Raw genomic sequence first — 19,771 nt, forward strand, 5'->3', positions numbered from 1 at the left:
GCAAGCCCTCAGGCTTGGCGCAGGCTGCGCTTGAGGATCTTCCCGGCCGAGTTCTTCGGCAGTTCGGCAACGAACTCCACCCGCTTCGGCACCTTGAACCCGGCCAAGCGGGACTTGACGTGACCGATGACTTCTTCGGCCGACAACGGCGGCTGGCCGTCCTTGAGGACGACGAAGGCGGCCACCGCCTCGATCCACTTCTCATCGGCAATCCCGACCACAGCTACCTCGGCGACCTGGGGCAGTTCGAAGACGGCGTCCTCGACCTGGCGGCTGGCGACCAGCACGCCACCCGTGTTGATCACGTCCTTGACCCGGTCGACGACCTCGACGAAACCGTCCTCGTCGACCTTGACGAGGTCCCCGGAATGGAACCAGCCGTTGTCGAACGCCTCGGCGGTGGCTTCCGGCCGGTTCCAATAGCCTTCGCACAGCTGCGGCGACCGGTAGAGGATCTCGCCCTCCTCGCCGGGGCCGACATCGTCACCGTCGGCGTCGACGACGCGGGTCTCGACGAACATGACCGGGCGTCCGGCCGAACCCGGATGGTCGTCATGCTCTTCGGGACGCAGCACAGTGCACAACGGGCCGAGCTCCGACTGGCCGAAGCAGTTGTAGAAGCCCAGCTGCGGAAGCCGCTGGCGCAGGCGCTCGAGGATCGGTCCGGGCATGGTCGAAGCACCGTAGTAGGCCTTGTGGAGGCTGTCGAGGTTGCGGGTTTCCAGGTCCGGGCTGTTGGCCAGCGCCACCCAGACGGTGGGGGCGGCGAAGAACGAATTGATCTCCCGTTCCTCGAAGACGGCGAGCAGCTGCTCGGGCACGGGTGCTGGGACGATGATGTTGTGCGCGCCGATCGACAGAAGCGGCAGCAGGAAGACGTGCATCTGCGCAGAGTGATAGAGCGGCAGGGCGTGGACGGCGCGATCAGTCGCAGCGAAGTCGAGGGACATGAGGGACGACAGGTACTCGTGCAGAAGGGCGCGATGGGTCATCACCGCACCTTTCGGCGCCGAGGTGGTGCCGGAGGTGTAGAGCAGCTGTGCCACGTCCGTGTCGTGCACGGAGAACTCTGTGCTGACGGCTGGGGCGATCTCCTCCGAGGTGGCGACCGGAACGAGATCGGCGAAGTCGATCACCTGCGCCTCGCCTCCGGTCGGGGTTGAGGTGACTGCGGACATGAGGTCGGAGTCGGAGAAGACGATCTCGGCGCCGGAATTGCTGAGGATGTAGTCGAGTTCGTCGTTCTTCAGCTGATAGTTGACCGGCACGTGGATGAACCCGGCACGGGCGCAGCCGAGATAGAGGAGGACGAAGAGGTCGGAGTTCTTCCCATAGGCGGCGACACGGTCGCCCTTCGTCACACCGAGGCGGACGAGTTCGCGGGCCACAGCGGTCACGGCAGAGTCAAGTTCTGCATAGGTCCAGGTTCGGTCGCCGAATTCGATGGCTGTGTCGGTGGGGAAGCGGCCGGCGCTGCGTCGGATGAGGTCCGAGACCGTGGACGAGTTACTGGTGATGGGTGATTCGGGGGAGATGCGTGTAGATGTCATGATCCAAATATATGAGCCATATCACGTTCTCCGAAAATCGTCCGCCGATCTCTGCTTCATCGGCCGGCTGGTCTTCGATCCCACGGTGCCGACGATGTGCCCCGGTCCCGATGTAATAGTGTGGGGGACATGAGACATCCGAAGGTGAGTGACTGCGTAGAGGTGTTCGACTCACTGTGGCCACCGGCCTTGGCCGAGCCCTGGGATTCCGTGGGCCTGGCCGTCGGCGACCCCGACGCCGAGGTCCAGTCGATCCTCTTGGCTCTCGATCCGATGGACGCCGTGATCGCCGAGGCCGTCGTCCTCGGCGCGGATCTGGTGTTCAACCATCACCCGCTCATGCTCAAACCCGTGAAGTCGGTGAATGCCGCAACTTTGAAGGGCGGAGCCGTCCACACTCTCATCAGCAACGATATTGCGCTGTTCAATGCGCACACGAACGCTGATTCGGCCCGCGGCGGAGTCTCCGATGTGCTCATCTCACTCCTGGGCATCGAGGGCGCGCAGCCACTGTCCCCACATGACGAGGCTGATGATACGGGACGCGGCGCGCTGCCGACCGGAATCGGCCGCGTCGGCGACCTCGACCGGCCCACACCGGTCCGGGACCTTGCCAGGCGACTGGCTGCGCAGCTGCCGAGCACCACGACCGGTGTGCGCATCGCCGGCGACCCCGCTGCGACAGCGACCCGTGTCGCGGTCTGCGGCGGCGCGGGCGACTCGCTGTTCGACGAGGTCCGGGCCAGCGGCGCCGACGTCTACGTGACGGCTGACCTCCGCCATCACCCGGCCACCGAGGCGCTTGATGCGGCGAATCGTCGAGAGAGCGGACTCTCGCTCATCGACGTCTCCCACTGGGCGTCTGAGACAGTCTGGCTGAGCGCGGCGGCCGAGGCACTCGAGACCGAATTCGCGCGGCGCGGGCTCACTGTCTCGCTGCAGCACTCGGCAGTCAACACCGACCCCTGGGTCGAACGGTACTGACAAGGAGACCGACGATGCTCATCACCGACAGCCAGAGAACTGCGCTGCAGACCCTCATCGAACTCACCGCTCACGGGCGCGCCCTCCAGTTCGAACATGACAACCCGAAGAGGGCAGAGGAGCTGCAGGACCTCATCTCCCGCCACAAGGAGCTCGGAGAGAAGCGGACCGAGGCCGCCGCTGTTGTCGACGGCCATCAGGACGCCATCACCGAAGCCACCGGACTCATCGAAGCACAGCGATCGAAGATCGAGAAGAAGACCGCCGAGCTCAACGACGGAACCGGTCTGACCAGCAGAGACATGGTGAATCTGCAAGAGGAGATCGCCGGTCACGAATCTCGGGTCGCCGAACTCGAAGAATCGCAGCTGGAGGAGATGGAGAAGCTCGAAGCCGCTGAAGACGAACTCGCGGCAGTCGATGACCGAATCGCCGAAGTCACGGCCTCCGGCAAAGAGGTGCAGACCGCGGTGAAGGACAGGAAGACCGAACTGCGGGGACTCATCACCGAGAACGAGGCCGCAGCGTCGGACGCGAGGAACGAGCTGCCGCAGCAGCTGCTCACGACATTCGATGCCAATGTCCGGCAGGGCGGTCCCGGTGCCGCCCTGCTCAACGGTCCGAACTGTCAGGCGTGCGGACAGGAGATCGGAGGAGCAGTCTGGCACGGAATGCTCGGCTCCGATGTCAACGAAACCTATGAATGCGAAGAATGCGAGGCGGTGCTGCTGCGTCGCAGCTGATCCTGTCTCGACTGATCTCGTCAACCTTTGAGAACAGGGTCGTCGCTGACGCGCGTCTCAGTCGCGGAGGACGATCATGAGGTTCGCCGGCTTCGAGGTCGTCGAGGCTGTGAATTCGACCTCATAGAGCTCCTCGGCCCGCGACACAAGGTCTTCAGCGGTCTCCGGCAGGGGCAGATCATCGGAGAGCAGCCGACCGGCGAACTCACCTCGGTAGAACTTCGCCCAGTGGGAGACGACGCGACGTTTCCCGCCGCTGACGGACACGGCACCCATGGTGACGACCTGATCGGTGGGACCCGGCCACACGGACCGGTAATCGCTCGAGCGGCAGTCGAGGGCCACCTCGGCGGGGTCGAGGGAGCAGGACTTCGCCAGAACCGGCTTCCAATAGGATGTCAGCTTTCCCAAGGTCCCCAGATCGGTCTTCATCGCCAGTCGGTAAGCGGGGATCTCGTCGAGTCCGTGCACTCGACCGAACAGGGCCGAGAAGACGTGAACGTCATGGAGGCGGTCCCGCAGCTGATCGTCATCGTTCGACTGCGCCACCAGCTCGCTGGCGCCCATCGCCTCATAGAGCACACCGGAATAGGTGAGCAGTGCGGGGGCGCAGGGGATCTCATCGAGGACGGTGTTCCGTTCGACGTCCGCGGCGAGTGACGCGCCGACGCCGAGCTTCTCGAGGGCATCTCGGCGCTTCGAGACCTTCTTCAGCGCAGCGAGCACACGCTTGCGCTTCGTGGTGAGTTCCGGAGCCGAGAGACCGTCGAGATCGAGCGTGGGACCGGTCGGCGACGGAGTCTTGCCCTCGGAGGGCGGCAGCAGGATCTTCACCACCCCATCGTATGATCACGCAGTGACCCGGCTGGGACCGGGGGCGGATGAGGTTGATCACGTTCGATGTCCGGTCTCCGCTGCGTGCGGGTGCTGTGTGCGTGGGGGAGTCGCTGAGCGACTACACTGGGATGCTTGAGGACAGGTCACCAGACGGTCGCGGCTCTCTTCACGAGAGCTGAGGAACGTCCGGGCTCCACAGAGCAGGGATGGTGGGTAACACCCACCCGGGGCGACCCGCGGGCCAGTGCAACAGAAAGCAGACCGCCCAGTTCCGACTGGGTAAGGGTGAAACGGTGGTGTAAGAGACCACCAGGGCGGCGGGTGACCGTCGCTGCTGGGTAAACCCCATCCGGAGCAAGATCAGACAGACGACGTTCGAGGCTGCTCGCCGAGTCGTCGGGTGGATTGCTTGAGGCCGGTGGCAACATCGGTCCCAGATAGATGACCGTCAGGCGAGAAGGGCAACCGACTCGTCGACAGAACCCGGCTTATCGGTGGCCTGTCCTCTCCCACATCCTCAGCTGCGGCGCGTCTTTCAGGACGGACTGCGACGCACCTTCGCCTTACCGTCGTTGACCGCGATCATCGCTGCTCCCACGATTCCGGCGTTGTTGTACAGCTTCGCCGGCTTGAGTTTCGCCCGTGTCTCGATGAGCGGCAGGAACTGGTCATGGGACTTCGAGACTCCGCCGCCGACGATGATGACATCCGGAGCGACCAGCAGTTCGATCTGCGAATAGTACTGTTGCAGCCGAGCCGCCCACTCCGGATAGGTCAATCCCAGCCGGGTCCTGACCGATTCCGCGGCCTGCGTCTCGGCATCGGCGCCGTTCATCTCGATATGGCCGAGTTCGGTGTAGGGAACCATCCGGCCGTGAGTGAACAGGGCGGTTCCGATTCCCGTGCCCAGCGTCGTCAGCAGCACCGTCTTCTTCCGGTGTTTGCGCCCGGCACCGAAGGTCATCTCGGCCAGTCCGGCGGCATCGGCATCGTTGAGGAAGTACACGGTGCGGCCCGTGCTCTCGCCGATGATGTCGGCGATGGGCGAACCGATCCAACTCTGGTCGAGGTTCGCCGTGTACTCGACGAGTCCTTCGCGGATCACGCCGGGGAATCCGCAGCCGACAGGCAGGGAGTCGATAGCGGCACGGTCGGCGACGAGTTCGAGTTCGACGGCATGTTCGCTCAGTGCATCCAACAGCGTGGCGATCGTCGCAGCCACGGCATCCGGGGTGCTCGGCTTCGGTGTGAGCTCGCGCAGCCGCTTGAACGGCAGCTTGCCCGTCACCGTGTCGACGAGTGCCGCTTTGATCCCGGTGCCGCCGATGTCGATGCCGATCGCAAAGCGTGGGGAGGTCTCCGCGCTCATCTCAGCTCTCCTCGTGTGCGGGTCCGGCGGCAATCGCGGTGTCGGCATCGGGCAGAGTCAGGATATCGGCACCGGACTCGGTCACCAGCAGTGTGTGCTCGAACTGAGCGGAGCGCTTGCGATCCTTCGTCACCACGGTCCAGGAATCGTCCCAGACGTCCCAGTCGATCGTGCCGAGGTTGAGCATCGGCTCGATCGTGAAGATCATTCCCGGTTCCATCGTCTCCGCGTGGGCGGGTGCTGCATCATAGTGCGGGATGATGAGCCCGGAATGGAATTCGCGGCCGACTCCGTGCCCGCTGTAGTCGCGCACGACTCCGTAGTCGAAGCGCTTCGCGTACTTCTCGATCACCCGTCCGACGACGTTGATCTGACGTCCCGGTTTGACCGCTTTGATCCCACGCATCATCGATTCATAGGTGCGTTCGATGAGGAGACGGGACTCCTCATCGACGTCTCCGGCGGTGAATGTGGAGTTCGTATCTCCGTGCATGCCCTGGTAGTAGGCGGTGATATCGACATTGACGATGTCGCCGTCCTCGATGACGGTCGAATCGGGGATGCCGTGGCAGATCACCTCGTTGACGGAGGTGCACACGGATTTCGGGAAGCCCCGATAGCCCAGCGTCGACGGGTACGCTCCGTGATCGCACATGAACTCGTGCGCCACCCTGTCGATGTCATCGGTGGTGATGCCGGGGACGATCATCTCGCCGACGGCGGCCAGGGCATTGGCCGCGATCCGACCGGCCGCCCGCACCACCTCGACCTCCTCGGGGCTGTAGAAATTGTTTCCCCGGCCTTCATCGGCGTCGGCGCGACCGACGTACTCCGGGCGGGGGATGTCCTTCGGCACACCGCGTTCGGGCGAAATGGTGCCGGGCGTGAGCAGGCGAGTGTGAACAGTCATGATGGTGTCGATCCTATGCTGGAAACGCGGCTTTGTCCCGCCGCCCGGTCGCCTGTCGATGCCGCGGTGCGGGCCCGGTGGAGTCTAGAATCGGAAGCAGCCGTGCCAAGGAAGCGGGAGGCAGATTGAGCGACGACACGACATCGGCGGGCCACGAGTTTGCTGGACTGGGCGAAGTGGTGAGCCTGACGAGCGCACCGCAGCAGATCGCGGACCACATCCTCTCCGGAATCGCCGTCGGAGCGCTGCCGGAAGGCACCCTGCTGCCGGGCGAACGGACGTTGGCCGCGGATCTGCAGGTGTCCCGCTCGAGCGTGCGCGCAGCCCTGTTGCGGTTAGAGCGTCTCGGGGTCGTCGAGCGCCGTCGCGGCCGCGGGGGAGGCACGTTCGTCAAGACCGCCCGCCCCGAGGCGCTGGCCCCCATGGCCGGCAGAATCGACGAGTTCCATGCCGAGAGGCGGAACCTGCTCGACGCCCGCGCCGTCTTCCAGAATTCCCTGGCGGCGACCGCGGCGCTGCGACGCACAGACGAGGAGCTGAGCGAGCTCCGGGAACTGGCTGAGGTCTATTCCCAACGCGCCGAAGCGGCCGCCGCGCGTACCGCGGACGCGCAGTTCCACTTCGCCATCGCCCGTGCCGGTCACAACCCGGAACTCGTGCGCATGGCCATCGACCTCGATACGAAGATCAACGCCGGTTTCCGTCACGACCCGTTCTCGGCCGAGCTCTTCGATCACGCCGTGCACGACCACGCCGCGATCGTCGAGGCGATCGCTGCCGGAGACGCAGAATCTGCGGGAAGACTCTGCGAGGAGCACTTCCGATACACGACCATCGTCCCCCGACCCTAACCCAATTACTACCTGACGGCGGCTCAGCAACCTCGCGCGAGGTTGCTGAGCCGCCGTCAGGTAGTAATAGGGGTTCGTCAGTTGGCTAGGGCGTGGGCCACGGACACTGCTTCGAAGCCGAATGCCTCGGCGACGTTGTCGTTCGTGACGTGCCCGTTGTGGATGTTGAGACCGCGGGCCAGCGCAGAATCGTTCGACAGTGCCTTGTGCCACCCCTGGTCGGCGATCTTCACGGCAAAGGGCAGAGTCGCATTCGTCAGCGCCGCCGTGGCTGTGTTCGGCACCGCACCCGGCATGTTCGCCACGCAGTAGTAGACCGAGTTATGGACGGTGAACGTCGGATCGTCGTGAGTCGTCGGACGCGAATTCTCGAAGCAGCCGCCCTGGTCGATGGCGATATCGACGAGCACCGATCCCGGCTTCATCCCAGCGACCATCTCGTCGGTGACGAGCTTCGGCGCCTTCTTGCCCGGGATGAGCACCGAACCGATGACGAGGTCGGCTGTGGCCAGAGACTTCGTGATCTCGTACTTGTTCGACACTTTCGTGCCGATGGCACCGGCGAAGGTCTCATCGATCTGCCGCAGACGCGGAATGTTGATGTCGATGACCTCGACTCTCGCTCCGAGGCCCAGAGCCATCCGGGCGGCATTCGTCCCGGCCACACCGGCACCGATGACGACGACATTCGCGCGCTCGACCCCGGGGACTCCGGAGAGCAGGATTCCGCGGCCGCCGTTGGCCTTGAGCAGGCTGTGGGCGCCGACCTGAGTCGACAGGCGACCGGCGATCTCGCTCATCGGAGCCAGCAGCGGCAGTCCGCCGCCATCGGGCTGGACGGTCTCGTAGGCGATGGCGGTGGTGCCGGCCTCCATGAGCGCCGTGGTGAGTGCCTCATCGGCGGCGAGGTGGAGGTAGGTGAATAGGACGAGGTCCTTGCGCAGGAAGCCGTACTCCTGGGCGATCGGCTCCTTGACCTTGAGCACGAGGTCGCCGGCTGCCCACGTGGTGGCGGCGTCGGGGGCGATCGTGGCTCCGGCAGCCTCGTATTCGGCATCGGCGATGAAGGAGCCCTCGCCGGCTCCTGCCTGCACGGTGACTTCGTGGCCGTGGGCGACGAGTTCATGGACGCCGGCAGCGGTGATGGCGACTCGGAACTCATTGTTCTTGACCTCGGTGGGCACTGAAATGCGCATGGTGTGTCCTTCTCTCCTGATCGTGTGCCGCAGGGGCGGAGGCGACCGACTTCTCCGTCGGTCGTCGATGGTGTCAACTCTATTCCTTAGAAGGTTTGGAGAGCAAACCTTTAAATCTGTTTTCGTCACCAAAGATGCGGAATCAGTGCGTTTGGGTGCCAGATATCGCGGAAAACATGATTCCAGTCGGGCTCAGACTGCACCAAAGATGCAGATAGGGCGCTTCCAACGCATAAGCGACACTTCCGTCAGTTCGCGACTTGAAACGGTAAGCTGAAAGCGTCAATCCAGAACCCCGCAGAGGAGAGAAGGCTCGCCATGGGACTCTACGAAGATATCGACGACCCGAACTCGAAGTACTACTTCAACCTCGAGACGAACACCGTGGAAAAGGGCCTGGTCAGCGACTGGACCCACCGCATGGGGCCCTACGAGACCGAGGAAGTCGCCCGCGCCGCCCTGGAGAAGGCACGTGAGCGCAATCAGCAGTGGGACGAAGACGACGAGAAGTGGAACGGCTGAATAGATGTCGCGTCAGGAGGAATTCGTTCTCAGGACCGTCGAGGATCGTGAAGTGCGATTCATCCGACTCTGGTTCACTGATGTCCTGGGACAGCTGAAGTCCGTGGCCATCGTCCCCGCCGAACTCGAAGGCGCCTTCTCCGAAGGCATCGGATTCGACGGCTCGGCAGTCGAAGGGCTGTCCCGGGTGTTCGAGGCCGATATGGTGCTCAAACCCGACCCCTCGACGTTCTCTCTGCTGCCCTGGCGCGGGGAGACCGAGCCCACCGGGAGGATGTTCTGCGATATCCACGTGCCCGGGGGAGAGCCGGCGCCGGCCGATCCGCGCAACGTCCTCAAACGCACTCTGGCCAAAGCCGCCGAACGCGGCTTCACCTTCTATGTGCATCCTGAGATCGAGTTCTACCTCTTCAAGACCGACAACCTCGACCCTGTGTCCGGGATCAGCGACGGCACAGCGCCGATGCCCGTTGACACAGCCGGCTACTTCGACCATGTCAACGGGGGCACGGCCAATGACTTCCGCCGCGAAGCTGTCACCATGCTCGAAGCGATGGGGCTGTCCGTGGAATTCTCCCATCATGAGGCCGGGCCCGGTCAGAACGAGATCGACCTGCGCTACGCCGACGCGCTGACCATGGCCGACAACGTCATGACGTTCCGGTCGGTCATCAAAGAGGTCGCGATCTCCCAAGGCGTCTATGCTTCGTTCATGCCCAAGCCGATGGCCGATCACCCAGGCAATGGGATGCACACGCATGTCTCCCTGTTCGAGGGCGAGAACAATGCCTTCTTCGAACCGGGGGCCGAATATCAGCTGTCGAAGACCGGCCGACAGTTCATCGCCGGACTGCTCACCCACGCCGCAGAGATCTCGGCAGTGACCAATCAGCACGTGAACTCCTATAAACGCCTCTGGACCGGCCATGAAGCTCCGTCGTACATCTCCTGGGGCCACCGCAACCGTTCTGCTCTCGTGCGGGTCCCGCAGTACAACTCCGGAAAGTCCTCATCCGCCCGTGTCGAGTACCGTGCGCTGGATTCCTCGGCCAACCCGTACTTGTCCTATGCGCTCATGCTCGCAGCGGGACTCAAGGGGATCGAAGAGGGCTACGAACTGCCCGAAGAGGCCGAGGACAACGTCTGGCTGCTCTCTTCCACCGAACGTCGGGCGATGGGGATCGAAGCGCTGCCGCGCAGCCTGTCCCATGCCCTGGAGCTGATGGAGGGATCGGATCTCGTCGCCGAGACCCTGGGCGAGGAGGTGTTCGACTTCTTCCTGCGCAACAAACGGCAGGAATGGACCGATTACCGCGCGCAGGTGACTCCATATGAGCTCGCGAAGCACTTCACCTCGATGTGATGGCCGCTATCACCTCACGCACGACCAGTGTCCCGGAGGCCACCGCTCGGTTCCTCCATGAGCTCGATGAGCTCCTCGGCGTCCCCCTGGCCACTGATTCGCGGTTCGTCGATCTCCTCATGGCGACCCCGGATCCGCATGGAGCGGCGCTGGGTCTGCTGCGTGTGGTCGAGGCCGCGGGGGAGGGGGCTGCGGCCCTGCTGGACGCAGTGCGGAATGGTTCGAAGAGCGAGCTGGCCGAGGACGAACTCAACCGCCCCCTCCTGGCCCGGCTCCTCGCGGTCGTCGGCACCTCGGAGGCGATGGTCGACCATCTGGTCCGCCATCCCGATTCCCTGCCTCTGCTGCTCGTTCCCGACCCGTTCCTGCTGATCTCCACGCCTGCCGCCTCGGCGGTGTCCCTGCGGGCAGAGATACTCACGGTCCTCGGCGCGGACCCCGAGGATCCGGCTCCGCGCGCAACGGTGACCGGAGATGACGGGGTGAAGGCGCTGCGTCGGAACTACCGAGATGCGGTGCTTCGCCTCGTCGCCGATGATCTGTCCGCGGAGTCTCCGGACGAAATCGTCGACCATGTCATGGCCGTCCTCTCCGACCTGGCCGCCGCCGCGCTCGACGCGGCCCTGGCCATTGCACGAGCCGAACTCGACGAGGCGGCCGACATCCGTCTGGCGGTCATCGCCTTGGGCAAAACCGGAGCACGAGAACTCAATTACGTCTCCGATGTCGATGTCGTCTTCGTTCTCGATTCCGCCGAGACCGAAGGGGTCAGGAGCCTGGCCACCGACCTCGCTCAACGCATGCGCGGCATCCTCTCCGACGCCGGTGGCGAGCCTGCACTGTGGGAAGTCGATACGGCGTTGCGTCCCGAAGGCAAAGCCGGGGCGCTCGTGCGTACGCTCTCGGAGTTCGAGCACTATTACGCAGACATCGCGGAGAACTGGGAATTCCAGGCCCTCCTCAAGGCCCGACCGGTGGCCGGCGATGTCGAAGTGGGGAGAGCGTTCTCCGAGTCCCTCCTGCCCTTGGTCTGGCAGGCGGCCAGCCGTCCCGGCTTCATCGATGGGATCCGTGCGATGCGTCGGCGCGTCGTCGACCTCATCCCGGCGGTCGAAGCCCCTCGGCAGATCAAACTGGGTCGCGGCGGTCTGCGTGATGTCGAGTTCTCAGCCCAGATGCTCCAGCTCGTCCATGGACGCAATGATGAGGACATCCGCACCCCGAATACGCTCGTCGCTCTCGGTGAGCTCGGCGAACACGGCTATATCGGGCAGCAGGACGCCTCCGTCTTCTCCACCGCATACCGGTTCATGCGAGTCGTCGAACACCGAGTGCAGATCCCGAGGATGATGCGCAATGCGCTCATCCCCGATGATGAAGCCAAGCTGCGGTCGTTGGCTCGTTCCGTCTTCCGGTCGGGATCTCGAACCGGGGATCGCCTCGAAGAGGCCCGCCGCAACTATGCGAAACAGGTCACCCGCCTCCACGAACAGATCTTCTATCGGCCCATCCTCGAGGCGGCTGTCGGAGTCCACGGTGCCGTCGTCGATGCCCAGAAGCGGGGGTCGAGCCTGCAGGCCGCCGCCGACCGTCTCCAGGCGTTCGGATACGTGGACCCGCAAGGTGCATTGGGCCATATCAAGGCGCTGACCACTGGGATGTCACGCACTGCCATGGTGATCAAGCAGGTGCTTCCGGCCTTGCTCGATTGGTTCTCCGATGGAGTCGAACCCGACCGAGCACTGCTGGCCTTCCGTCGGCTGAGCGAATCGCTGTCCTCTTCCGGCTGGTTCCTCAAGATGCTCCGCGACTCCGGACTGGCTGCCAAGTCGGTTGCCGAAGTGCTCTCCCTGTCCGGATATGCGACGGAGCTTCTGCTGCGCCAACCCGCCGCTGTCGCCTGGTTGGACCGCCACGAGAACCTCGATGCCCGTGACCTGGAAATCCTCAATGCTGAGGTCGATGGACTGCTCAAGCGCCATGGCGCCGAGGCGGTGACTCCGATCCGTGAGACGTACAGTCGTGAACTCCTGCGCATCGCGCTGCGTGATGTCCTCGATGTCGGGGACCGAGTCACGATACCCGGTGATCTCTCCGACCTCATGGACCTCGCGGTCAAAGGCGCCCTGCAGGCGGTCCGGGCAGACCTCGACGGACCCGAGACCCCGGACTACGAATTCGCAATCATAGCCATGGGCCGCTGGGGCGGACGGGAGATCGGTTACTTCTCGGACGCCGATGCGATGTTCGTCTACCGCCCCGTGTCAGACGACCTCGACGCCGAGGCGCGCGGAAGGCTGAGCAAGCACGTGACGAAGGTGGCACTCCAGCTGTCGACTCGTCTCAAAGCCAGCGAAGGCGCTCAAGGGGTCGATCTCGATGCTGATCTGCGTCCGGAGGGCAAGAACGGCCCGTTGGTGCGCAGTTTCTCGTCTTACCAGGCCTATTACGCAAAGTGGTCCCAACCGTGGGAGGCGCAGGCGCTGCTGCGGGCCAGGCCGGTGGCGGGCGATGACGGACTCATCGCCGACTACCTGACACTCATCGATCCGCTGCGCTATCCTTCGGAGATGCCGCAGAAGGCACTGACGCAGGTGCGCACGCTCAAGGCGCGGATGGAAGACGAGCGACTGCCGCGCAATGCCGATAAGCGCCGACATCTCAAGCTCGGCCGAGGCAGCCTCTCCGACGTCGAATGGACCGTTCAGCTTCTGCAGCTCCAGCACGGGCATCAGGTGGAAAGGCTGCGCACGACCTCGACGCTGACGGCCCTCGACGTGGCCGCTGACGAGGATCTGCTGCCCACCGAGGATGCCGAACAGCTGGCTGCTGCCTGGCAGCTGGCGACCGATGTGCGTTCGGCCGTGATGCTCTTCCGTGGGCGCACCGCCGAGTCGCTGCCGGCCGATCATACCGAGCTCGAGGCAACAGCCCGCCTGCTCGGCTATCCGGCTGGGGCGGGCCATGACCTCGAAGACGACTATCTGCGCACCACCAGGCACGCACGTTCAGTGATGGAACACCGCTTCTACGACTTCTGAATCACCGGGTGCGGCAGTCCGGCGGCGTGCGGACTCTCCCGGCCATCGGCCGAATCGGTTGTCGGTGGACGTGCTCAGTCGTCGAATTCGAGCCCGAGCAGGGCGTTTTCGACCACCTCGGGCAGGGCGGGGTGGATCCAGTACTGCCCGGTGGCCACCTCGTCGGCTTTCTGGCCGAAGGCCATGGCCTGGATGAGCGGTTGAATGAGCATCGAGGCTTCGTGTCCGACGATATGGGCGCCGAGGATGTGCCTGGTCCTGCGATCGGCGATGATCTTCACGATTCCCGGATCATCGGCCATCGCCCAGCCGTAGGCCACATCGGAGAACTTCTGCACCTTGATCGTGACGTCGTGTCCGGCATCGGTGGCCTCAGCTTCGGTCATGCCCAGATAGGCGACCTGCGGGGAGGAGAAGACGGCACCGGGAACGGCATGGTGATCGACTGCGGCGAGGTCGTTCGCCCGAGCACTGCCCGGCGACCCTGCGGCAACGTCTGCGGCCAGATTGCGGCCGACGATCTTCGCTTCGTGGTTGGCGACGTGTTTGAGCTGGTGGGGTGAGGAGATGTCTCCGAGAGCGAATACTCCGGGAACGGGCTGACCTGCCGAGAGGACTCTTTGGTGCTCGTCCACGGACAGGCGGTTGCCGTCGGTGATGTCGAAACCGGCCGCCTCGACGTCGAGCTCGGCAGTGTTGGGAACCCTTCCCGTGGCCACGAGCACTCCGTCGGCGGTGATCGTCTCCGGCAGGTCCGCCTCGGCGAGGCGACCGCTGGGTTCGAGGGTCAACGTGACTTCACCGTCGGCGATGTCGATCTGCTTGGACTGGGCACCGTGGAGGACGGTGTGGGAGGAGTCGAAGATGCGGGTGAACTCGTCGGCGGCCTCCTCGTCGATATTGCCCAGGAGGCGGGGTCCGCGGGCGAGCACGGTCACCTCGGTGCCGAGGGCGGCGAAGACGTGGGCGAATTCCATGGCGATGATCCCGGAACCGATGATGACCAGTCGTTTCGGCTGTGCGGCGCGACGCATCACCGTGTTCGATGTGAACACCGGGTAGTCGTCGGTGTCGATGCGGGCTGTGTCGAGCCCGGCGATGTCGGGGATGATCGGGTGGGCGCCGGCGGCGATGACGATGCGATCGGCAGTGATCTCCTCACCGGAGGCGGTGCGCACGGTCTTCTGCCCGGTGAAGTGAACATGTTCAGCGACGACTGTGATGTTTGGCTGGCGGTCGCTGCTGCGGTACTCGCGTCCTCCGGACTCGATCGCGTCGATGCGGGAGAAGATGCGGTCCTGGAGTCCGGCCCAATCGACTTTCGGGTGGGTCGGGGTGAGATTGTAGCGGTCGGCCTCGGTGGCCTGCTCGGCGAGGGTGGCGGGGTAGACGAACATCTTCGTCGGGATGCACCCGACGTTGAGACAGGTGCCGCCGAAGTGCCATTCCTCGGCGATCGCGGTCTTCAGTCCGGCGAATCGCTTGTCGAGGAACATGTTTCCCGAACCGGTGCCGATGAGCAGCAGGTCATAATGCGTCAAAGTCCATCCCTCCGATGGTGCGTGATCCGACCGGCCGCGTCGGCGGCCGCAGAGCCGAAAGGGCGCCACGGGGGATAACCCGTGACGCCCTCACTCTATTCCACTTCGCTGCCCGATCTCAGTTCGAGTGGGATCGGGCAACGGTCGAGATCACAGTGCGTAGTAGAGCTCGAACTCCGTCGGTGTCGGACGCAGGCGAGCGACATCGAGTTCGTTCTCACGCTTGATGCGGATCCACGTCTCGATGAGGTCGGGAGTGAACACATCGCCCGCGGTGAGGAAGTCGTGGTCCTTCTCCAGCTCGTTGAGCGCCTCATCGAGGGTGCCGGGCACAAGCTTGATGTCCTTGGCCTCCTCGGGCGGGAGCTCGTAGAGGTCCTTGTCGATCGGCTCCGGCGGTTCGATGCGGTTGCGGATTCCGTCGAGTCCGGCCATGAGCTGGGCCGAGAAAGCGAGGTAAGGGTTCGACGAAGGGTCCGGAACGCGGAACTCGAGGCGCTTGGCCTTCGGCGAGGATCCGGTCACCGGGATGCGGATCGCGGCAGAACGGTTGCGGGCGGAGTAGACGAGGTTGACCGGAGCCTCATAGCCGGGCACGAGGCGGCGGTAGGAGTTGATCGTCGGGTTGGTGAACGCCAGCACCGCGCCGGCGTGTTCGATGAGTCCGCCGATGTACCAGCGGGCCAGGTCGGAGAGCCCGCCGTAGCCGTTCTCGTCGTAGAACAGGGGTTCGCCGTTCTTCCACAGCGACTGGTGGCAGTGCATGCCGGAGCCGTTGTCGTCGAAGAGCGGCTTGGGCATGAAGGTCGCGGACTTGCCGAGCTCGAAGGCGGTGTTCTTGATCACGTACTTGAAGTCGAGCAGCTGATCGCCGGCGTGCTGGAGGGTCTTGAACTTGTAGTTGATCTCCTGCTGACCTGCGGTGCCGACCTCATGGTGCGCCCGCTCCATCTCGAAGCCGATCTTCTCGAGCGTCAGCGACATCTCGTCGCGGATGTCTGCGTACTGGTCCTGCGGCGAGACCGGGAAGTAGCCGCCCTTGAACGGGGTCTTGTATCCCTGGTTTCCGCCGGGCTCATCAGAGCCGGTGTCCCAGGCGGCTTCCTGCGAGCCGATCTTGTAGAAGCTGCTGCCGGGAGTGTTCTCGTAGCGGATCGAGTCGAAGAGGTAGAACTCGGCCTCGGCGCCGAAGAAGACGGTGTCGGCGATTCCAGTGGATTCGAGGTAGGCCTCGGCCTTGGCCGCGACCTGACGGGGATCACGCGAGTAGGGCTCGTCAGTGAACGGATCGACGATCGAGTGCGTGACGACCAGCGTCTTGGCCTCACGGAAGGGGTCGATGTACGCGGAGGTGACATCAGCCAGCAGCTTCATATCCGATTCGTGGATGCCCTGGAAGCCTGTGATGGAGGACCCGTCGAAGAGCAGACCTTCGGTGATCTCCTCGGTGCCGTATGAGGCGGCGGGGAGGTTGAAGTGCTGGACCACACCGGGCAGGTCGCAGAACCGGACATCGACGAATTTGACGTCATTGTCCGATATGTAGTTGACGAGTTCTTCAGCAGACGAGAACACTTAGGTCTCCTAGTTCGTGTACGGTGGCCGTTTGTCCTGACCACGGTCAATCTTAGTCGCCGAAGAATGAAGTGGTGATGTCGCCCATGTTTCGGGCATGTTTCCTGAGGATCCACTCAGGCCGGATTTCGTAGGCTGGGGGAGTGATCAATCGTGACGACCTTGGTTCCTGGCTCGAAGGACCCCGGTTCGACAGGGAAGAAGACGACTGGCCCGGAAAGCGGCTGGGTCTGCCTGTCAACGGCTCGCATTCTCTGGCCCCGGCGTGGAAGCGCATCCTCGCCCTGCTCGTCGACTGGCTGATGTGTCTGGCGATCGCCAATCTCATCGATCCGACGAATCCGATCCTCGCGCCTGCATTCTTCGCCCTCGAGAATTTCGTGCTCGTGGGCACTCTCGGCTATTCGGTGGGCCATCGCATCTTCGGCATCGAAGTCCGTCGCCTCGACGGCCATGTGCCGGGACTGCTCAAGTCCCTCATCCGCTCAGTCCTCGTCGTGCTCGTCATTCCGGCGCTCATCTTCAACCGCGACAATCGCGGAGTCCACGACCTTGCGGCAGGAACAGTCATCCTCCGCCGCTGACCTCCCAATTGCTACCTGACGGCGGCCCAGCAACCTCGCGCGAGGTTGCTGGGCCGCCGTCAGGTAGCAATTGGAGGGGAATAGGAGGGGCTGCGGATCAGCGTCCGCGCATCGCCTTGTGGTTCGGGCGGGCCTTGTTCGGGTCGATGCCCTTCGGGATCGGCGGGCGAGTGCCCTGCGTCCCGAGAGCAGCCAGACGATTGCGCACGGCCAGGACCTCGGCGCGGTTGAGCTTGCGCGGCAGCTTCTGCACAGCCGGCACGACCTGCTTCATCGCGAGCTGGCCCTCTTCCTTGCCGCCTTGGAAGGTGTGGACCGGAACATTGGGGAGGATGCGCTCGTGGCGCTTCTTCTCCTTGGCCAGCAGCTTCGCGCTGCGTCCCTTCGGACCTTCGCTCAGCAGCACGACGCCGGCGCGACCTGTCGACCGGAACACGAGGTCACGGCTCTTCGGATCGACGGCGATGGGTTTCTCATCCATGAGGTATCCGCGGCGGGCCGTGTTGAGAACGGCGCCGAAGGCTCCGGGCTGTCCGTCCATCTGAGCGAATGCGGCGGTCTCGGCGAAGCGGCCGAGCATGAACATGCCCAACAGCAGACCGACCATGAAGCCGAGAATCGTCGTGAAGATCGCGGTGGTGCCGCCGATGAGCAGACCGATCAGCAGACCGATGAGCGTGCATCCGAGGATCGCCGCAGCTAGCAGCCACGGGGTCGCTTTGTTGTGTTTGGCGGACAGCTCGTAGACCTGACGCATCTGCGCCAGTCGGCCGGGCTTCTTGTTCGGATCCTTTGGCTTGCGCCGGAAGAGTCCATTACGCGGTTCTTCGCTCATTCTCTCACTTGCTCTTGAGGGGCGTTGCGGCGTCGCCTCCGGTAATCAGGGGGAGGCCGACGCTCATTGCTCAGCAGTCAAGTCTACCTCTTCGCCGGGGCCGAAGGTATCCACAACGGCCTGCGCCTCCTGCTTGGCGGGCGTGTGCTTGTCCAGGTGGGCCAGATGCGAGGGGATCTCCTCTCCACGGCGGCGCATGGCGGTGGCCCACAGGCGGCCGGCACGGTACGACGAACGCACGAGCGGACCCGACATGACACCGAGGAAGCCGATCTCCTCGGCCGCATCGCGCAGCATCACGAAGTCGGCGGGCTTGACCCACCGGGTGACGGGATGGTGCCGGGGAGAGGGACGCAGGTACTGCGTGATGGTGATGAGGTCGCAGCCGGCATCGTGGAGGTCCTGCAGTGCGGAGATGATCTCGTCATTCGTCTCACCCATCCCGAGGATGAGGTTCGATTTCGTGACCAGACCGGCCTCGCGGGCCTGAGTGATCACCGACAGCGATCGTTCGTAGCGGAATGCGGGACGGATGCGCTTGAAGATGCGCGGAACCGTTTCGACATTGTGCGCGAGCACTTCGGGACGGGAGGAGAACACCTCGGCGAGCTGATCCGGCTTGGCATTGAAATCGGGGATGAGCAGCTCGACGCCGGTGCCGCGTCCGTCGACATACGAGAGGTCGTGGATCTGGCGCACGGTCTCTGCATAGAGCCAGGCTCCGCCGTCTTCGAGGTCGTCTCGTGCCACACCGGTGATCGTCGAGTAGCGCAGTCCCATCTCCGCCACCGAGGCGGCCACGCGGCGAGGCTCGTCAGCATCGAATTCGGCCGGTCGGCCGGTGTCGATCTGGCAGAAGTCACAGCGCCGGGTGCACTGTTCGCCGCCGATAAGGAAGGTCGCTTCGCGATCTTCCCAGCATTCGAAGATATTCGGGCAGCCTGCCTCTTCGCAGACAGTGTGCAGCTCCTGCTTGCGCACGAGCGACTTCAGCGCGGTGTATTCGGGGCCGATATGGGCCTTCGCCTTGATCCAGGCCGGCTTGTCCTCGATGGGAGTCTCGGAGTTGCGGGCTTCGACGCGGAGCATGCGGCGGCCCTCTGGTGCGATCGTCATCTGAGTTCTCCTAAGCGGTGATGGTCTCGTGCAGGATTTCGTCGAGTCGCGATGCCACATCTTCGGGAGTGACAGTGCGACCGAGCTCAGCACTGATGGACGTGGTGTCGGCGTCCGTGATCCCACACGGGATGATGGACTCATAGGCGCCGAGGTCGTTGCTGCAGTTGAGTGCCAGGCCGTGCATCGTCACGCCTTCGTGGATGCGGATGCCGATGGCGCCGATCTTGCGGTCACGACGGAGTTCGTCGCCGTGCAGCCAGACACCGGCACGGCCCTCGATGGTGGTCGCCTCGATCTCGTACTCGGAGAGCAGTCGGATCATCGCGTCCTCGAGTTGGGACACGAAGAGTCGGACCTCTTTGGGGTCGTTGAGTTTGTAGATGAAGTAGGCGACCAGCTGTCCTGGACCGTGCCAGGTGATCTTCCCGCCGCGGTCGACGTCGATGACATCGGTGCCGTCGGTCGGTCGTTCGAAGTCCTCGGTGCGCTTGCCGGCCGTATAGACCGGGGAATGCTCGAGGAGCAGGATCGTCGATCGACGGTCACCTGCGAGCACTTCGTCGTGGTATCTCTTCTGCAATTCCCAAGTCTGCCGATAGTCCGAGAGGACAGGGGCGAACCCGAGCGTTTCTGTGGCCAGGGGCATGGCTCCACACTATGACTCTTGTCCTCAGTGTTCAATTTGTTTCCAATCACATCTGGCGGCCGCCACCAAGGCTGTGGCCCTTGACACATAGCGGCATCGGCGAGC

General features: G+C 64.0%; 17 protein-coding genes and 1 other RNA gene. 8 read left to right on the forward strand and 10 right to left on the reverse strand.

The features are described from left to right. Positions 1-8: 8 nt before the first annotated feature. On the reverse strand, positions 9-1,550 hold the full coding sequence (locus tag AC3CD9_RS05435) for a fatty acyl-CoA synthetase (protein ID WP_488366681.1): 1,542 nt from the start codon (positions 1,548-1,550) through the stop codon (positions 9-11). A gap of 129 nt (positions 1,551-1,679) precedes the next feature. Between AC3CD9_RS05435 and AC3CD9_RS05440 the strand changes: the two genes are divergently transcribed. Both AC3CD9_RS05440 and AC3CD9_RS05445 read left to right on the forward strand, forming a co-directional pair. Then, a complete protein-coding gene (locus AC3CD9_RS05440) occupies positions 1,680-2,534 on the forward strand; it encodes a Nif3-like dinuclear metal center hexameric protein (protein WP_488366682.1) in 855 nt (284 codons plus the stop codon). Positions 2,535-2,548: 14 nt separating this feature from the next. After that, a complete protein-coding gene (locus AC3CD9_RS05445) occupies positions 2,549-3,277 on the forward strand; it encodes a zinc ribbon domain-containing protein (protein ID WP_488366683.1) in 729 nt (242 codons plus the stop codon). Between the two features lie 57 nt (positions 3,278-3,334). On the opposite strand, the gene AC3CD9_RS05450 is transcribed toward AC3CD9_RS05445, so the two are convergent. Continuing rightward, positions 3,335-4,111, reverse strand: coding sequence for a YaaA family protein (locus AC3CD9_RS05450; protein WP_488366684.1), 777 nt, complete (start codon positions 4,109-4,111; stop codon positions 3,335-3,337). Positions 4,112-4,252: 141 nt separating this feature from the next. On the opposite strand from AC3CD9_RS05450, the gene rnpB reads away from it, so the two are divergent. Then, an RNA gene (gene rnpB / locus AC3CD9_RS05455) (RNase P RNA component class A) lies at positions 4,253-4,621 on the forward strand. Positions 4,622-4,649: 28 nt separating this feature from the next. On the opposite strand, the gene ppgK is transcribed toward rnpB, so the two are convergent. Next, entirely contained in the window at positions 4,650-5,483 is an 834-nt protein-coding gene (gene ppgK, locus AC3CD9_RS05460) for a polyphosphate--glucose phosphotransferase (protein WP_488366685.1), read from the reverse strand. Between the two features lies 1 nt (position 5,484). After that, positions 5,485-6,393 carry a type I methionyl aminopeptidase gene (map, locus tag AC3CD9_RS05465; protein WP_488366686.1) on the reverse strand — a complete coding sequence of 303 codons (909 nt, stop codon included), beginning with the start codon at positions 6,391-6,393 and terminating at the stop codon, positions 5,485-5,487. Positions 6,394-6,518: 125 nt separating this feature from the next. Here map and AC3CD9_RS05470 point away from each other — a divergent pair, with 125 nt between their 5' ends. Beyond that, a complete protein-coding gene (locus tag AC3CD9_RS05470) occupies positions 6,519-7,244 on the forward strand; it encodes a FadR/GntR family transcriptional regulator (protein WP_488366687.1) in 726 nt (241 codons plus the stop codon). 77 nt (positions 7,245-7,321) lie between these two features. On the opposite strand, the gene ald is transcribed toward AC3CD9_RS05470, so the two are convergent. Then, the gene (ald, locus tag AC3CD9_RS05475) at positions 7,322-8,440 is read right to left on the reverse strand and encodes an alanine dehydrogenase (protein ID WP_488366689.1); all 1,119 of its coding nucleotides are present in this window, start codon (positions 8,438-8,440) and stop codon (positions 7,322-7,324) included. 318 nt (positions 8,441-8,758) lie between these two features. On the opposite strand from ald, the gene AC3CD9_RS05480 reads away from it, so the two are divergent. The 3 genes from AC3CD9_RS05480 to AC3CD9_RS05490 are packed head-to-tail and all read left to right on the forward strand — an operon-like array spanning position 8,759 to position 13,366. Then, complete coding sequence (locus AC3CD9_RS05480) at positions 8,759-8,962, forward strand: hypothetical protein (protein WP_062242447.1); 204 nt, start codon at positions 8,759-8,761, stop codon at positions 8,960-8,962. 4 nt (positions 8,963-8,966) lie between these two features. Continuing rightward, positions 8,967-10,325 carry a type I glutamate--ammonia ligase gene (gene glnA, locus AC3CD9_RS05485; RefSeq protein WP_062242448.1) on the forward strand — a complete coding sequence of 453 codons (1,359 nt, stop codon included), beginning with the start codon at positions 8,967-8,969 and terminating at the stop codon, positions 10,323-10,325. After that, entirely contained in the window at positions 10,325-13,366 is a 3,042-nt protein-coding gene (locus tag AC3CD9_RS05490; protein ID WP_488366690.1) for a bifunctional [glutamine synthetase] adenylyltransferase/[glutamine synthetase]-adenylyl-L-tyrosine phosphorylase, read from the forward strand. Before glnA (AC3CD9_RS05485) ends, AC3CD9_RS05490 begins: the two co-directional genes overlap by 1 nt. A 74-nt stretch (positions 13,367-13,440) precedes the next feature. Here AC3CD9_RS05490 and AC3CD9_RS05495 read toward each other — a convergent pair whose 3' ends face one another. Both AC3CD9_RS05495 and glnA (AC3CD9_RS05500) read right to left on the reverse strand, forming a co-directional pair. Next, a complete protein-coding gene (locus AC3CD9_RS05495; protein ID WP_488366691.1) occupies positions 13,441-14,907 on the reverse strand; it encodes a mycothione reductase in 1,467 nt (488 codons plus the stop codon). A gap of 150 nt (positions 14,908-15,057) precedes the next feature. Further along, the gene (gene glnA, locus AC3CD9_RS05500; RefSeq protein ID WP_488366692.1) at positions 15,058-16,482 is read right to left on the reverse strand and encodes a type I glutamate--ammonia ligase; all 1,425 of its coding nucleotides are present in this window, start codon (positions 16,480-16,482) and stop codon (positions 15,058-15,060) included. Positions 16,483-16,625: 143 nt separating this feature from the next. Between glnA (AC3CD9_RS05500) and AC3CD9_RS05505 the strand changes: the two genes are divergently transcribed. After that, positions 16,626-17,066, forward strand: a complete 441-nt coding sequence (locus AC3CD9_RS05505) for an RDD family protein (protein ID WP_488366693.1) — start codon at positions 16,626-16,628, stop codon at positions 17,064-17,066. A gap of 97 nt (positions 17,067-17,163) precedes the next feature. On the opposite strand, the gene AC3CD9_RS05510 is transcribed toward AC3CD9_RS05505, so the two are convergent. The 3 genes from AC3CD9_RS05510 to lipB all read right to left on the reverse strand — a co-directional run bounded on the left by AC3CD9_RS05510 (position 17,164) and on the right by lipB (position 19,666). After that, the gene (locus AC3CD9_RS05510; protein WP_488366694.1) at positions 17,164-17,901 is read right to left on the reverse strand and encodes a DUF4191 domain-containing protein; all 738 of its coding nucleotides are present in this window, start codon (positions 17,899-17,901) and stop codon (positions 17,164-17,166) included. Positions 17,902-17,964: 63 nt separating this feature from the next. Continuing rightward, positions 17,965-19,017: a lipoyl synthase gene (gene lipA / locus AC3CD9_RS05515; protein WP_092013963.1), complete on the reverse strand. Its 1,053-nt coding sequence runs from the start codon at positions 19,015-19,017 to the stop codon at positions 17,965-17,967. Positions 19,018-19,027: 10 nt separating this feature from the next. Next, positions 19,028-19,666, reverse strand: coding sequence for a lipoyl(octanoyl) transferase LipB (lipB, locus tag AC3CD9_RS05520; RefSeq protein WP_488366696.1), 639 nt, complete (start codon positions 19,664-19,666; stop codon positions 19,028-19,030). Positions 19,667-19,771: the final 105 nt, after the last annotated feature.

The sequence above is a fragment of the Brevibacterium sp. MGP-B1 genome, from assembly GCF_057766545.1.